Below are 14681 nucleotides of genomic sequence, written 5' to 3'. Positions count from 1 at the left end.
GCTCAGCGGCCATACCTATACAGTCAGGTGTTGTGACACAAGCTCGTCCCCGAGTTCATCCATGGGACCACTTGCAACACTCTGGCCGTTGTTCATGATGGAAAAGCAGTCTGCGGTGCTGCGGGCGAACGCCAGTTTCTGCTCGACCAGCAGCACCGTCATGCCTTCTTCCTCGTTGATGCGGCGGATCACATCGCTGATTTCACGCACGATATTGGGCTGTATACCCTCGGTGGGCTCATCCAGCAGCAGGATTTCGGGTTCGAGCACCAGGGCCCGGGCAATCGCCAGCTGCTGTTGCTGGCCGCCCGAGAGATCCCCGCCCCGGCGGCGCCCCATATCCCGAAGCACGGGAAACAGCCGGTAGACCCGCTCAGGAATGCCCTTGGAACGCTTGCCCGCCAGCGGCACCCTGAGATTCTCCTCAACGGTCAACTGCGGAAAGATGTCACGCCCCTGGGGCACATAGCCGACGCCAAGGCGCGCCCGCTGCTGCGCACGGAGACCGTTGAGTTCCCGCCCCTGCAGGCGGATGCTTCCGGAAGCTACCGGGAGGAGCCCCATGATGCACCGGAGCAGGGTTGTCTTGCCCATGCCATTGCGCCCCATCAGACAGGTGCGGGACCCCGTCTCCACCCGGAGATCAACGGACTTCAGTGTGTGTGAATCGCCGTAGTACTGGTTAAGACCGGTAATCTCAAGCATGTCATTCCCCCAGATAGACTTCACGGACGCGGGCATCGGACTGGATCTCATCCATGCTGCCCTCGGCAAGCACCGATCCCTGGTGCAGCACACTCACGGTCCGCGCGATGGAGCGTACGAAGTCCATATCGTGCTCCACCACCACCACGGAATGCTTTCCCGCCAATGACGTCAGCAGTTCCGCGGTCTTCTCCGTCTCCTGGCCGGTCATCCCGGCCACCGGCTCATCCACCAGCAAAAGGCGCGGGTTCTGCATCAGCAGCGACCCGATCTCCAGCCACTGTTTCTGGCCGTGGGACAGAACGCCCGCCGGGGCATAGGCCTGCTCCGTGAGCGAGATCAGTGCCAGCACCTCATCGATACGGTCCTGTTGTTCGCCGTCCAGACGCCAGCGCAGGCTCGTCCACAGCCCCCTGGAGGCATGCATCGCCAGCTCCAGGTTCTCGAACACGGTCAGTTGTTCGAAGACGGTGGGTTTCTGGAACTTGCGGCCGATCCCGGACTGGGCGATCACGTGTTCGGGGAGCTCCAACAGGTTGAGCCGCTGGCCGAACCAGGCCTGCCCCGTGTCCGGGCGGGTCTTGCCGGTGAGCACATCCATCAGGGTCGTCTTGCCGGCCCCGTTGGGCCCGATCAGGCAGCGGAGTTCGCCGTCATCTATGTAAAGGGTCAGGTCATCGAGCGCCCTGAAGCCGTCAAAGGACTTGGTCACGCCCTCCACGTACAGGATGGGGCCGTGCCGGGTATCCAGCGCCGGGCTGGGCGCGGCCTGCTGCAGGAAGGGAAAGACCTCGTCGCGTTTGCCCAGCTCCCTGAGCGTATCCACCATGCTCATTGCTTCGACCTCCCTGTTATCTGTTCACGCAGCCCCATCACTCCTTTGGGGAGAAAGAGGGTTACCGCGATGAAAAGGCCACCCAGAACAAACAGCCACAGATCCGGGTACGCTGCGGTGATCCAGGTCTTGAGCCCGTTCACCGTACCGGCGCCGACCAGTGCGCCCACCAGGGTCCCGCGCCCGCCCAGGGCGACCCAGACGGCCATCTCGATGGAGTTGGCCGGAGCCATTTCTCCCGGGTTGATGACGCCGGTCTGGGGCACATAGAGCGCCCCGGCAAGCCCGCAGAGCATGGCGGAAACCGTCCACACAAAAAGCTTGTAGCGCAGCGGGTTGTAGCCGGTGAACCGGACCCGGCTCTCGGCATCACGGATGGCGACCAGTACCCGCCCCAGCTTGGAGGTAACGATGTAGCGGCACAGCAGGTAGGACAGCAGAACGGCCACAGCGCTCAGCATGAACAGCACCAGCCGGGTATCGGCCTCCCGCACCGAGAAGCCGAGCAGCTCGCGGAAATCCGTCAGCCCTGTATTGCCCCCGAACCCGGTCTCGGTCCGGTAGAAGAACAGCATGGAGGCGAAGGTCAGCGCCTGGGTGATGATGGCGAAATAGACGCCACGCACCCGGGAGCGGAACGCGAAGAACCCGAATACCAGCGCCAGTGCACCCGGCACCAGAAAAACCATCACCGCCGTGAACCAGAAGGACTGGAACGGCACCCAGAACCAGGGCCAGTCATCCCGGCCGAGGAACTGGATGAAGTTGGGGATGGTGCCCGCCTCCATGCGGTTGTGGGTCAGGTGCATGCCCATGACGTAACCGCCGAGGGCAAAGAAAGCCCCGTGCCCCAGTGACAGGATCCCGGTATACCCCCAGATCAAATCCAGCGCCAGGGCGACCAGTGCCAGGCATAGAAAGCGCCCGGTCAGGGTCACCAGCCAGTCGGGTATGTACAGGGCGGAATCCGGCGTCAGGAACTGGTTGAGCAGCGGTACCACCACCAGCGCGAACGCGGCCAGTAACAGCACAACCGCCCACCCGAACCCGGAGTGCAGCCGGGCAAGACGCATTACAAAAGGCTGTCGCATCAACATCACTTCCTCTGTCAGTCGTCGTCGCCAGCCCGGCCCTTAAGGGCAAAGATGCCCTGGGGCCGCCACTGAATGAACACGATGATGGCAACGAAAAGCAGAATCTTGGCGAGAACCGCGCCGGCCACCGGCTCCAGGAACTTGGAGAAGACCCCGAGCCCCAGCGCTGAGAAAACGGATCCGAGAATGTTCCCAACGCCGCCGAGCACCACCACCATAAAACTGTCCACGATGTAGTTCTGGCCGAGCTCAGGGCCCACATTCACGATCTGGGAAAGCGCCACACCCCCGAGGCCGGCAACACCCGCTCCGGCCCCGAAGGTCCACATGTCCACCCGGTTGGCGGAGACACCCAGTGCCGCGGCCATCTCCCGGTTCTGCATCACGGCGCGCACCTCCAGCCCCAGCCGTGTCCGGTTCATCACGAACCAGACCAGTGCGACCACAAAGAAGGCGAAAGCGATAACCCCCACACGCGAGGTGGACAGTGATACCCCCTGCATGAGCTGCACGCTGCCGGAGAACCACTCAGGACTGGCTACCCGCACATTCTGGGCGCCAAAGATCACCCGTGTTGTCTGCATCAGGATCAGGCTGATGCCCCAGGTTGCCAGCAGGGTCTCCAGCGGGCGGGCGTAGAGAAAGCGGATCACGCCCCGTTCCATCAGGATGCCCACCAGCGCGGTTACCACGAAGGCGGCGGGAATGGCCGCCAGAAGATAGAAGCTGAACCACTGGGGAGCCATGACCGCAAACAGGTTCTGGACCATGAAAGTGGTGTAGGCGCCGATCATAAGCAGTTCCCCGTGCGCCATATTGATCACGCGCATCAGGCCGAAGATGATCGCCAGACCCAGAGCCGCCAACAGCAGAACGCTGCCCATGGAAAGCCCGTAAACCAGGTCGCCGAGAAAGCGGGCCGTACGCTGGCGCGCCTCAATGACCTCAAGGGCGTCACGGGCCGCCTCACGGACCGCCGCATCCGGTTCAACGGGATCGCCCTGGGCATCCGTTTCCATCAAGGTCTCGAGCTCGGATTTCATCCGGGCCGAGCGAACCTCCGCGATCACCTCAACCGCTTCCAGCCGTTCCTCAGGGTCGGAGGCATCCAGCTGCAGACGCGCAATGGCAATGTTGAGCAGGCGCAGCACCTCGGGATTGGACTCCTCAGCACGCAGCTCCTGCAGTCGGCCAAGCATTTCCGGCCTGGGACGGTCGGCCAGCTCCTCCGCACCCGCCCGCCGGGTTGCCACGTCATCGGAAAACAGCTGAAGCTGCCCGATCAACGGGCGTATGCCGCGGCGTATGGCATTGGTCAGGGTGGGTTGGGAGAGATTCTCTGGCGACACCTCTGCGGTCTCCCCCGTGAGGGCATCCGAATACTCTCCGGTAGCCGGATCCTCAATCAGGACCCGTCCCCGCTCATCGAAATACAGGCGACGATCACTCAGCGCCTGCAGTACGGGCAGGGTCTCGGGCGCCGCGAGCGCCTCCAGATCCTCCACCACATCATTGATCGCCTGCCAGTCATCCGTGGCCAGGCGCTCGACGATGGATGCCGCCTCGCCGGACAACCCTTCCGTACGGGTTTGAGTCTGGTTCTTCTGCTGTTCGGCCAGCTTTTCCGCCCTTTCATCGGCGGACATATCATCCGTGTTGGCGACGACAACCGCTGGAACCATCAGCAATCCCCACAGGATTGCGCCCTTCCAACTCAGTCCACGCATTGAACACTCCTGATCCAGCTGGCCCGGCCAGAGGCCGGGCCAATCCGTCATTCCCTTCAGAGTTCCAGGTCGTATCTGGGTTCCTCGCAGTCTCCGCAAACCCAGGGGTAGGTCCAGTCAGCCTTCTTGTCCTCGCTGCCTTCCAGGTGCTTGCTCCAGGGCTCGGCACGGATCGGACCGTCGGTTTCCCAGACAGTGGCGAACTGGCCGTCCGGCTGGATCTCACCGATCAGCACGGGCTTATGCAGGTGATGGTTCTCTTCATCCATGCAGATCTCATAGCCCGATGGCGCGTCCACGCACTGCCCCGGTACCGCCTGGCGCACTGCATCCGGGTCGCTGGTGCCGGCCTCCAGAACGGCCTGGGCCCACATGCGGATCCCGATATGGGTGGCCTCCATGGGATCGTTGGTGACCCGGTCACTGCCGCCGGAAAGATCGTTCTCTTCCACGTATTCGGCCCAACGTTCGGTGAACGCTTCATTCTCGGGAGAATCCACAGACATGAAGTAGTTCCAGGCGGCGAGATGACCTACCAGCGGCCCCGCGTCCATACCCCGAAGCTCTTCCTCGCCCACGGAGGTTGCCATTACCGGCACATCCACCGAGTCAACGCCCTGGTTGGCGAGTTCCTGATAGAACGCGACATTGGAATCACCGTTGATCGTATTGATCACAGCGGTCTGGCCGCTCTGGGAGAACCGCTTGATATCCGAGACCAGGCTCTGGAAATCCGAGTGCTCGAAGGGGAAGTACTCCTCGCGGATGGCGTCGTCTTCAATGCCATTGGCATTGAGATAAGCGCGCACAATACGGTTGGTGGTGCGCGGAAAGACGTAATCCGTACCCACCAGATAGAACTGCTCGGCACCGCCACCGCGCTCACTCATCAGATAGTCCACCGCCGGCAGTGTCTGCTGGTTGGGGGCAGCGCCGGTGTAGAAGATATGCCGTGAGGACTCCTCGCCCTCGTACTGGACCGGATAGAACATCAGCCCGTTGAGCTCTTCCAGTACGGGCAGAACGGATTCACGCGAGACGGAGGTCCAGGCCCCGAAAATCACGTCCACCTCGTCCCGTTCGATCAGCTCACGCGCCTGCTCGGCATAGCGGGGCCAGTCCGAGGCCGGGTCCTTGACCACCGGTTCCAGCTCACGGCCAAGAAGCCCTCCCTGTTCGTTGATGTCTTCAATCGTCATCAGGGCAACATCCCTGAGTGAGGTCTCGCTGATCGCCATGGTCCCGGAAAGGGAATGGAGGATGCCCACCTTGATGGGGTCATCCTCGGATTGGGCGACACCGGAGGCGAGCAGGCCGCCGAGGGCCAGGCACGCCAGGCCGGTCTTTCTGATTGATCCACGCGTTTTCATTGCAGTCTCCTTGTGGTCCGGCTGAAAACCTACGCATCGTTGTGCACCTGGCCCAATGCAGACGCCATTCCAGTCGGCCTTAAAGTCCTTCAATTACAGCAACCTGTCTTGTATACAAGAAAATTGAAGACAGAACGTAGCGAGTCCGGTGCACCATCCTCAGGCATGCACTGGAAGTTTCCTGTATCTCAGAAAGAAAAAGAAATGGTCCTCAAATCCCTGTATTAAATGATATTTAATAGCCACACGCAGACACCAGAGCCCCTTCACCCCACCACTGCACCGTTCTGTCGCAGGGCTCCCCATATCAGGGCAGCGTCCGGCCCGCAGACAATCCGGGCAACGCCGAAAATTTTTATTATCTTATTGTTATTAAAGCGTTTTATGGCGTTTCACAGGGATGGCACACCGGTTGCTAAAGACTTCTTGTATACAAGATTGCAACCAAGAGACTCATCATGGCTTCAACAACCGGATGGACCATCAGGGACTGGCAGAATGCGTACCGCGACGGCCAGTCACCCCAGGCGCTTCTGGAAGCGCTGCTGGATGCGGAGGATCCCCGGGATCCCGCCTGGATCAGCCTGACGAGCCAGGAACAGCTCGCTGCCCAGATCGCGACCCTTTCCCCTGAGCAACCACTCTATGGGGTGCCGTTTGCGATCAAGGACAACATTGACGCGCTCGGATTCGAGACCACTGCGGCCTGCCCGGAATACGGCTATCGGCCCGAGTGCGACGCGGAAGCGGTCCAGGCATTGAAAGAGGCGGGCGCCGTACTGATCGGCAAGACCAACCTCGACCAGTTCGCCACGGGGCTTGTCGGCACACGCTCCCCCTGGGGCGCCGTCCCCAACACCTTCGATGACACCGTCATAGCGGGAGGGTCGAGTTCCGGCTCCGCCGCGGTCGTGGCCCGCGGCACCGTCCCCTTTGCCCTGGGTACGGACACTGCCGGGTCCGGACGTGTACCGGCAGGACTGAACAACATCGTGGGCCTCAAGCCAACCCGGGGAGCAGTCAGCACCCGCGGCGTGATCCCGGCGTGCCGGAGCCTGGACTGTGTCTCGGTGTTCGCCCTGACCACGGCCGACGCCGGCCTGATCCAGAACCAACTGGCATCGGGCGAAAGCACCGACCCCTTCGGCCGCTCACGCCTTGAGTCCGGATCAAACCCTGACTGTGCACTGAGGACACCGGGGCCGATCCAACGCCTGGCCATTCCCCGGGATCCGGAATGGTACGGCGATGACCAGCAGCGCGAAGCATGGGAGCAGGCCCTGAGCCAGTGGCGGTCCCTGGGCCTCGAAATGGTGGAACGTGACTTCACAACGCTCTACGCCATGGCCGCACTCCTGTATGAAGGTCCCTGGATCGCGGAGCGCCACGCCGCCATCAGCACCTTCATGGAGGCGAATGCTGCGGCCATGAACCCGGTGGTCCGGGACATCATCCGCCAGGCGGAGGGGTTCACAGCTACCGATGCGTTCAACGGCCTCTACCAACAGCACGAGCTACGCCATGCCCTGGACCAGGAGCTGGCGGACATCGATGCCCTGCTGGTGCCAACCGCGCCCATTACCCCTTCCATCAGTGCGGTGGAGGCCGACCCTGTCCACCTGAACGCCCGCCTTGGCCGCTACACCAACTTCGTCAACCTGGCTGACCTTTGCGCGCTGGCGTTGCCGGCCGGGTTCCGCGGGGACGGCCTGCCTTTCGGCATCACCCTGATTAGTGGTGCCTGGCGTGACCGGGATCTTCAGCAGCTGGGCGCACACTGGCTCAACCACGCTCCGACGCCACTCGGCGCTACTGGACGGGAACGGCCACCGGAAACGCCACCAGAACCCGATCGCGGCACGGTCCAGGTAACCGTGGTGGGTGCACACCTGAGCGGCATGCCACTCAACAGCCAGCTTACCGAGCGCGGTGCAAGGCTGCTGCAAAGCACAACAACCGCCTCCTGTTACCGGCTGTACGCCCTCGCTGGCACTACTCCTCCCAAACCCGGCCTGCGACGGGACCCCACCGGCGGCGCCCTGGACGTCGAGGTTTGGGCGATGCCCACGGAGCACTTCGGATCCTTCGTCGACCTGATTCCCCACCCACTGGGCATCGGCACCGTCGAACTGGCGGACGGCACCTGGGCCAAGGGCTTCATCTGTGAGGAAGCGGGGCTCGAGGGAGCCACGGACATCACGCATCTGGGGGGCTGGCGCGCCTATATCCAGTCCCTCCGGGAACAACAGGGATAAAACAAGGAGTAACGCCATGTTTTCAAAGGTTCTTGTGGCCAACCGGGGCGAGATTGCGGTGCGCATCATCCAAAGCCTCAAGCGGCTGGGCATCACCAGCATTGCGGTCTACTCCCATCCGGACCGCCACAGCCAGCACGCCACACTCGCTGATGAGGCCTATCCACTAACCGGCGAGAGCGCCGCCGAGACCTATCTCGACACAGAGCGCATTCTGTCCATTGCGCGCGAATCGGGTGCTGACGCCATCATCCCCGGTTACGGGTTCCTCTCGGAGAACGCGGACTTTGCCGAGGCCTGCGCGGATGCTGGAATCCACTTCGCCGGCCCTACCCCGGATCAGATCCGTGAGTTCGGTCTCAAGCACCGCGCGCGGGCCCTGGCCGAAGACGCCGCCGTCCCCCTCGCACCAGGTACGGGGTTGCTGAGCGGCCTCGAAGAAGCACTGGCCAGCGCCGAGCAGCTGGGCTATCCGGTGATGCTCAAGTCAACGGCCGGAGGCGGTGGCATCGGCCTCAACCGCTGCGACACCGCGGATGAACTGCGCCAGGCCTTTGCGAGCGTGCAGCGTCTTGGCGAAAGCTTCTTCAATGACAGCGGCGTCTTTCTGGAGCGTTACATCGCCCGCGCCCGCCATGTGGAGGTCCAGATTGTCGGCGACGGACAAGGGCGTGTGATCGCGCTGGGCGAGCGCGACTGCTCTCTGCAGCGCCGTAACCAGAAAGTAGTGGAGGAAACACCGGCGCCGAACCTGCCCGCCAGGACCCGCCGCGCCATGCTGGATGCCGCCGTGGCCCTCGGTAAATCGGTGAACTACCAGTCGGTCGGCACGGTTGAGTACATCTATGACGCAGACCGTGACGCTTTCTATTTTCTGGAGGTCAACACGCGGCTGCAGGTGGAGCATCCGGTAACCGAATGCGTGACCGGCATCGACCTGGTTGAATGGATGCTGCGCATCGGTGCTGGTGAGTCCCCGGATCTGGATGCGTTCGAGCCACGGTTCGAGGGCGCGGCAATGGAAGTCCGGCTTTACGCCGAAGACCCCCTCAAGGACTTCCAGCCAGCGCCCGGCGAACTCAATGATGTCCACTGGCCGGAAAAGGATGTGCGCATTGACGGCTGGGTGGAGACCGGCACCGAAGTCTCACCGCACTATGATCCCATGCTGGCCAAGATGATCGTACACGGGCGCGACCGCGACGACGCGCTGGCGCGCCTGCGCAACGCGCTGGACGAGACCCGCCTGCTGGGCATTGCCACCAATCTGGATTACCTGCGCCAGGTTCTGGCGGACCCGGCCTTCAGTGCCGGCGAGGTCGCCACATCCTCACTGGATACCTTCGAATACAGGCCCAACGTGGTCGAGGTGGTCAAACCTGGGACCTATACCACCGTCCAGGACTGCCCCGGGCGTGTCGGCTACTGGCACATCGGCGTACCGCCTTCCGGCCCCATGGACGATTACGCGTTCCGCCTGGCCAACCGGATCGCGGGCAATGCCCCGGAAGCTGCCGGCCTGGAGTGCACCCTCATAGGCCCCACCCTGACCTTTCACCGTGACAGCGTCATTGCCCTGACCGGTGCCAGCACGGACGCGGACATCGACGGCACCCCCTGTCCGTTCTGGGAACCGGTAACCGTATCGGCCGGCCAGACCCTGACCGTGGGCCGGGCGACAACAGGCTGCCGCACCTATCTGGCCGTGCGCGCCGGCTTCGACGTGCCCGAATACCTGGGCAGCCGAGCCACCTTCGCCCTCGCCCAGTTCGGCGGTCACGGGGGCCGGCCACTGCGCGCCGGAGACACCGTCCCGCTCAACCAGCCGGAACTGCCTGCCTGCACCACTGCCGCGCCCGAAACCGCACCCGCCCCGGCGGATCCCGCGCTGATTCCAACGTATCCGGACCACTGGCAGATCGGCGTGCTCTACGGCCCGCATGGCGCACCGGAGTTCTTCACCCGGGACTCCATCACGCGCTTCTTAGATACCGCCTGGGAAGTCCATTACAACTCCAACCGGCTGGGCATCCGGCTGAACGGACCCCGCCCGGAGTTCACCCGGACCGACGGCGGCGAGGCAGGCCTCCACCCCTCCAACATCCACGACTGCGAGTACGCCATCGGCAGCATCAACTTCACCGGCGACATGCCCGTGATCCTGACGCGGGACGGGCCCAGCCTGGGCGGCTTTGTCTGCCCGGTCACCATCGCCAGCGCGGAACTGTGGAAGGTGGGTCAGGTCAAACCAGGCGACACCATCCAGTTCGTCCCCATGGACATGGACACCGCCATGGCACTGACCCAGCAGCGGGAAGACACCATAGCGACTCTACAGCACCAGCCAGAGCCGGCGTGGCAGCCCCCGAGGCTGGAGCCCGAAAAGGAAGCCTCCGCCACCATCCTGGCCTCTCTGCCGGAGTCCGATACCGGGCCCGCCGTGTGCTACCGCCAGGCCGGCGACAACTACATACTGATGGAATACGGGCCCAACGTTATGGACCTGGGCTTCCGCCTGCGCATTCACGGCCTTATGGAGGCGCTGGAAGATCGGGCCCTGGTGGGCCTCCTGGAACTGTCGCCGGGGGTGCGTTCCCTGCAGCTGCGCTACGACCCGCACCGTCTGCCACAGTCATCCCTGATCCAGACACTGCTGGACATTGAGCAGACACTGCCGGCAACGGATGAACTCACGGTCCGAAGCCGGGTGCTGCACCTGCCCATGGCGTTCGAGGATACCGCCACCCTGGAGGCCGTGGACAAATACCGCCAATCCGTGCGTGATACCGCGCCCTGGCTGCCCAACAACGTGGATTTCATCCAGCGCCTCAATGGCCTGGAACACCGGGATGAAGTCCGCGACGTGCTCTACAGCGCACGCTACCTGGTGCTGGGCCTGGGTGACGTTTATCTGGGTGCCCCCTGCGCCGTGCCACTGGATCCCCGCCACCGGCTCATGACCTCCAAGTACAACCCGGCCCGGACCTGGACAGCGGAGGGAACCGTGGGCATCGGCGGCGTCTATATGTGCATCTACGGGATGGACTCACCTGGGGGCTACCAGCTGGTTGGGCGCACCCTGCCGATCTGGAACAAGCACCTCAAAAACCCCCAGTTCGAAGCCGGCAAGCCCTGGCTGTTGCGGTTCTTCGACCAGGTCTCGTTCTACCCGGTCAGCGAGGAGGAGCTGCATGAGCTGCGGGATCAGTTCCGCGCCGGTGAGCTGACCATCCCCATTGAGGAGGAGACCTTCGAGCTCGTCTCGCACAAGGCGTTCCTGGACGAGCATGCGGACTCGATCGCTCAGTTCCGCGAACACCAGCGGGCCGCCTACCATGAGGAGGTTGCCCGTTGGAAGGAAAGCGAGGACCGGGCCGTGGAGGCACTCCATGACGCCAGCAACCGCCCGGCAACGGATGAGCTGGAGGCGCTTGGCGAACTGGTGAGCGCCGAGATCGCGGGTAACATCTGGAAGTGCCTGGTGCAGCCGGGCGACACCGTTGCCCAGGGAGATCCAGTGGTCATTGTGGAAGCCATGAAAATGGAGTTTGAGATGACAGCGCCCGACAGTGGCCGCATCAGTGCGATACACTGTGAGCCGGGTAAAGCGGTCTCACCGGGAGCCCCTCTGGTGAGCATTCAAACCGATTCCTGAGCAGGCGATGACCCCCAATGGCGGAATCCGGCGCCCCCACACAGCGCGAAAGCATGGCCGACCGGATCTATCAGGCGCTCAAGGAGGATATCTTTGAGTTCCGCCTGATCCCGGGCGACAAGTTCAGTGAATCCGACATCGCGCAGCGGCTTTCGGCCAGCCGCACGCCGGTGCGCGAGGCGCTGTACCGGCTGGAACGCGAAGGCTATGTGGACGTGCTTTTCCGCAGTGGCTGGCAGATACGGCAGCTGGATTTCAAGCAGATCGAGGAGCTCTACGACCTGCGCATCACCCTTGAGCGGGCCGCCATGCACAAGATCTGCCGCCTGGATAAGCCGCCACCCGCCCTGCGGCTGCTCAATGACATCTGGAACCCGGATGCCCCCTCCGAGAGAGCTTTCGGCAGCACCGTGCGTGCCCTCGATGAGAGCTTCCACTGTGAGCTGGTGGCGGCGGCCGACAACGACGAAATGACCCAGGTGCACCAGCGGATAACGGACCGGCTGCGCATCGTGCGCCGGCTTGATTTCACCCGGCCCGACCGGATCGATGCCACTTACCGGGAACACGCCGAGATCCTGCAGGCACTGATCGCCAACAATCCCGGTGAGGCCGCGGAGAAAATGACCGCCCATATCCGTACCAGCCAGGAGGCCGTCAAGGGCATCTCGCTGGAGCGCATCCGGGAGGTTTCGCAACAGCATCGGCGCCGGGAACCAGGCCGCCCTTAGGTTCCAGGCCCAATCTGCCCCCAACCGGGGCACACCCCTCTCAGCTGCACCAAGGTGGCGCACCCGAGTCCAGACCACGGCAGCATCAGATCCCCCAGGCTACTGTCATTAAAGGCTTTTCCATAGGTGGCACTGTGGTTGCAATCTACCAGACAGGAATCAGATGACTGAGCGGCGCTGTGCTGCCCGGTCCGTTCCAAGACAATCTGAAATGGACAGCTAGGGTTCCGGCCACACCGACGTGGCGTCTGGTCCGAGAGCGGTCGACCTTCTGAAGGTTACACGGCGGGACAAAAGCCCGGGAGGATACAGGCTGAACAGCCATCTGATTCCTCCCAGTCCACCGTCAGGAGGCTCGACATGCGATCCAAGCTGCTTACCGCACTCCCCTTCATTGCCGCCGCCGGCATGCTGCCCGGCACCGCCCTTGCCAAGGACGAATTCAGTGTCTGCTGGTCCATCTATGTGGGCTGGATGCCCTGGGATTACGGCGATGCCGAAGGCATCGTTGATAAATGGGCTGACAGGTACGACATCGAAATCGACGTGGTCCAGATCAACGACTACATCGAGTCCATCAACCAGTACACCTCCGGCCGCTTCGACGGCTGCACCATGACCAACATGGACGCGCTCACCATCCCGGCATCCGGCGGCGTGGACTCCACCGCGCTGCTGGTGGGCGACTTCTCCGATGGCAACGATGGCATCGTCATGAAGAACGAGGATGACCTGGCCGAGATCGAGGGCAAGCGCGTCAACCTGGTGGAACTCTCTGTCTCCCACTACCTGCTGGCACGGGGTCTGGAATCCGTCGGGCTGTCCGAGCGTGATATCGAGGTCGTCAACACCGCCGATGCGGACATTGTCTCCGCTTTCGCCACACCCGACGTCAGTTCCGTGGTGACCTGGAACCCGCAGCTCAGTTCAGTGCTGGAACAGCCCAATGCCAACCTGGTGTTCGACTCTTCACAGATCCCTGGCGAGATCATGGACCTGATGGTGGTCAACACAGAAACCCTGGAAGCGAACCCCAAGTTCGGCAAAGCCCTGACCGGCGCTTGGTACGAGATCATGGCCCACATGCAGGGCAGCGACGAAACCGCCATTGAGGCCCGCACCCATATGGCGAATGCCGCGGGCACCGATCTTGAGGGCTACGAGGCCCAGCTGGAGGCGACCAACATGTTCCATGACCCCTCCGAAGCGGTGGATTTCACCCGTAGTGACCAGCTGCTGGAAACCATGCAGAACGTGGCCGAGTTCTCTTTCCGTCATGGCCTGCTCGGCCAGGGTGCGCCCAGCGCGGAAGCCGTGGGCATCGAGACACCGTCCGGGACCTACGGTAACGAAGGCAACGTGAACCTGCGCTTTACGGACAAGTACATGCAGCAGGCCGCAGACGGGGAACTCTGACCCCATCACCTCCAACGCATGCCGGCTCTCCGGAGCCGGCCCGTTTTCCCGCTGACGGGCTGATCCCATGAAGAAACTGATCAACCGCCAACCCAATCGCTACGCCCGCTGGTTCCTGGGCCTGCTGCCATTCGCCCTCCTGCTGGCGATCTACATCGGCGCCTCGACGGCACGACTGGCGGAGAACCCGGATGACCCCCTGCTGCCCTCACTGACCCAGATGGCTGAGGCGGTCGAACGCATGGCGTTTGAACCCAGCAAGCGCTCCGGCGACTACCTGTTGCTCCAGGACACCCTGGCGAGCCTTCAGAGGCTTGGTATCGGCATTGGTTTTTCCGCCGCGCTGGCCCTGATATTCGGTATCGCCAACGGCGCCATTCCCTATGTGCGAGCCACGCTCTCGCCTTTGGTCGTGGGCATCTCCCTGGTCCCCCCCATGGCCATCCTGCCAATCCTGTTCATCGTGTTCGGGCTGGAGGAACTGGCCAAGGTCATGCTGATCATCATTGGCGTGACGCCCTTCATGATCCGGGACATGCAGCAGCGGACCCTTGAGATCCCCGAGGAACAGATCATCAAGATGCAGACGCTCGGGGCCAACACCTGGCAGACCATCACCCGCCTGATGCTGCCCCAGATCATGCCACGGCTGCTGGCCACCACGCGCCTCGCGCTTGGTACCGCCTGGCTGTTCCTGATCGCCGCCGAGGCCATCGCCGCCACTGAGGGGCTTGGCTACCGCATCTTCCTGGTGCGGCGCTACCTCTCCATGGACGTGATCCTGCCCTACGTCCTCTGGATCACGCTGCTGGCGCTGGTGATCGACTTCCTGCTCAACCGCTGGTCCAGGTGGCGTTACCCCTGGTTCCACGCAACCGGCCAATAGGGGGCGC

Annotated in this window: 10 protein-coding genes and 1 riboswitch; of the genes, 5 read left to right on the top strand and 5 right to left on the bottom strand. The window is 63.0% G+C overall.

The genetic code is table 11. From position 1 onward, the window contains the following. Window positions 1-15: 15 nt before the first annotated feature. The 5 genes from urtE to urtA are packed head-to-tail and all read right to left on the bottom strand — an operon-like array spanning window position 16 to window position 5731. Entirely contained in the window at window positions 16-705 is a 690-nt protein-coding gene (gene urtE, locus H4I92_RS13145; protein WP_077531020.1) for an urea ABC transporter ATP-binding subunit UrtE, read from the bottom strand. A 1-nt stretch (window position 706) separates the two neighbouring features. Next, complete coding sequence (urtD, locus tag H4I92_RS13140) at window positions 707-1531, bottom strand: urea ABC transporter ATP-binding protein UrtD (protein WP_218668288.1); 825 nt, start codon at window positions 1529-1531, stop codon at window positions 707-709. Window positions 1532-1536: 5 nt separating this feature from the next. After that, window positions 1537-2637 (bottom strand): urea ABC transporter permease subunit UrtC, encoded by a 1101-nt coding sequence (gene urtC, locus H4I92_RS13135; RefSeq protein WP_422821983.1) that lies wholly within the window; start codon window positions 2635-2637, stop codon window positions 1537-1539. 11 nt (window positions 2638-2648) lie between these two features. Then, window positions 2649-4361 (bottom strand): urea ABC transporter permease subunit UrtB, encoded by a 1713-nt coding sequence (gene urtB, locus H4I92_RS13130; RefSeq protein ID WP_077531767.1) that lies wholly within the window; start codon window positions 4359-4361, stop codon window positions 2649-2651. Window positions 4362-4417: 56 nt separating this feature from the next. Then, on the bottom strand, window positions 4418-5731 hold the full coding sequence (gene urtA, locus H4I92_RS13125) for an urea ABC transporter substrate-binding protein (RefSeq protein WP_077531018.1): 1314 nt from the start codon (window positions 5729-5731) through the stop codon (window positions 4418-4420). A 458-nt stretch (window positions 5732-6189) separates the two neighbouring features. On the opposite strand from urtA, the gene atzF reads away from it, so the two are divergent. From atzF to H4I92_RS13100, 5 genes are all read left to right on the top strand, one after another. Then, window positions 6190-7986, top strand: coding sequence for an allophanate hydrolase (gene atzF / locus H4I92_RS13120; RefSeq protein WP_077531017.1), 1797 nt, complete (start codon window positions 6190-6192; stop codon window positions 7984-7986). Between the two features lie 16 nt (window positions 7987-8002). Continuing rightward, window positions 8003-11641 carry an urea carboxylase gene (gene uca, locus H4I92_RS13115; RefSeq protein ID WP_077531016.1) on the top strand — a complete coding sequence of 1213 codons (3639 nt, stop codon included), beginning with the start codon at window positions 8003-8005 and terminating at the stop codon, window positions 11639-11641. Between the two features lie 17 nt (window positions 11642-11658). Then, window positions 11659-12372: a GntR family transcriptional regulator gene (locus H4I92_RS13110; RefSeq protein ID WP_077531015.1), complete on the top strand. Its 714-nt coding sequence runs from the start codon at window positions 11659-11661 to the stop codon at window positions 12370-12372. Window positions 12373-12580: 208 nt separating this feature from the next. Next, a riboswitch (guanidine-I (ykkC/yxkD leader) is annotated at window positions 12581-12679 on the top strand. Window positions 12680-12732: 53 nt separating this feature from the next. Next, complete coding sequence (locus H4I92_RS13105) at window positions 12733-13788, top strand: putative urea ABC transporter substrate-binding protein (RefSeq protein WP_077531014.1); 1056 nt, start codon at window positions 12733-12735, stop codon at window positions 13786-13788. A 67-nt stretch (window positions 13789-13855) separates the two neighbouring features. Continuing rightward, a complete protein-coding gene (locus H4I92_RS13100; RefSeq protein ID WP_077531013.1) occupies window positions 13856-14674 on the top strand; it encodes an ABC transporter permease in 819 nt (272 codons plus the stop codon). Window positions 14675-14681 lie beyond the last annotated feature (7 nt).

Source organism: Vreelandella halophila (assembly GCF_019903425.1).
Taxonomy (GTDB): Bacteria; Pseudomonadota; Gammaproteobacteria; order Pseudomonadales; family Oleiphilaceae; genus Halospina; species Halospina halophila.
Note: the sequence above shows the minus strand (reverse complement) of the source record. Positions and strands in the feature narration are given on the sequence as shown.

Coding starts and splice junctions, on each gene's coding strand:
- urtE (WP_077531020.1), bottom strand. CDS start 705: ATGCTTGAGATTACCGGTCTTAACCAGTACTACGGCGATTCACACACA.
- urtB (WP_077531767.1), bottom strand. CDS start 4,361: ATGCGTGGACTGAGTTGGAAGGGCGCAATCCTGTGGGGATTGCTGATG.
- H4I92_RS13105 (WP_077531014.1), top strand. CDS start 12,733: ATGCGATCCAAGCTGCTTACCGCACTCCCCTTCATTGCCGCCGCCGGC.
- urtA (WP_077531018.1), bottom strand. CDS start 5,731: ATGAAAACGCGTGGATCAATCAGAAAGACCGGCCTGGCGTGCCTGGCC.
- H4I92_RS13100 (WP_077531013.1), top strand. CDS start 13,856: ATGAAGAAACTGATCAACCGCCAACCCAATCGCTACGCCCGCTGGTTC.
- H4I92_RS13110 (WP_077531015.1), top strand. CDS start 11,659: ATGGCGGAATCCGGCGCCCCCACACAGCGCGAAAGCATGGCCGACCGG.
- urtC (WP_422821983.1), bottom strand. CDS start 2,637: ATGTTGATGCGACAGCCTTTTGTAATGCGTCTTGCCCGGCTGCACTCC.
- uca (WP_077531016.1), top strand. CDS start 8,003: ATGTTTTCAAAGGTTCTTGTGGCCAACCGGGGCGAGATTGCGGTGCGC.
- atzF (WP_077531017.1), top strand. CDS start 6,190: ATGGCTTCAACAACCGGATGGACCATCAGGGACTGGCAGAATGCGTAC.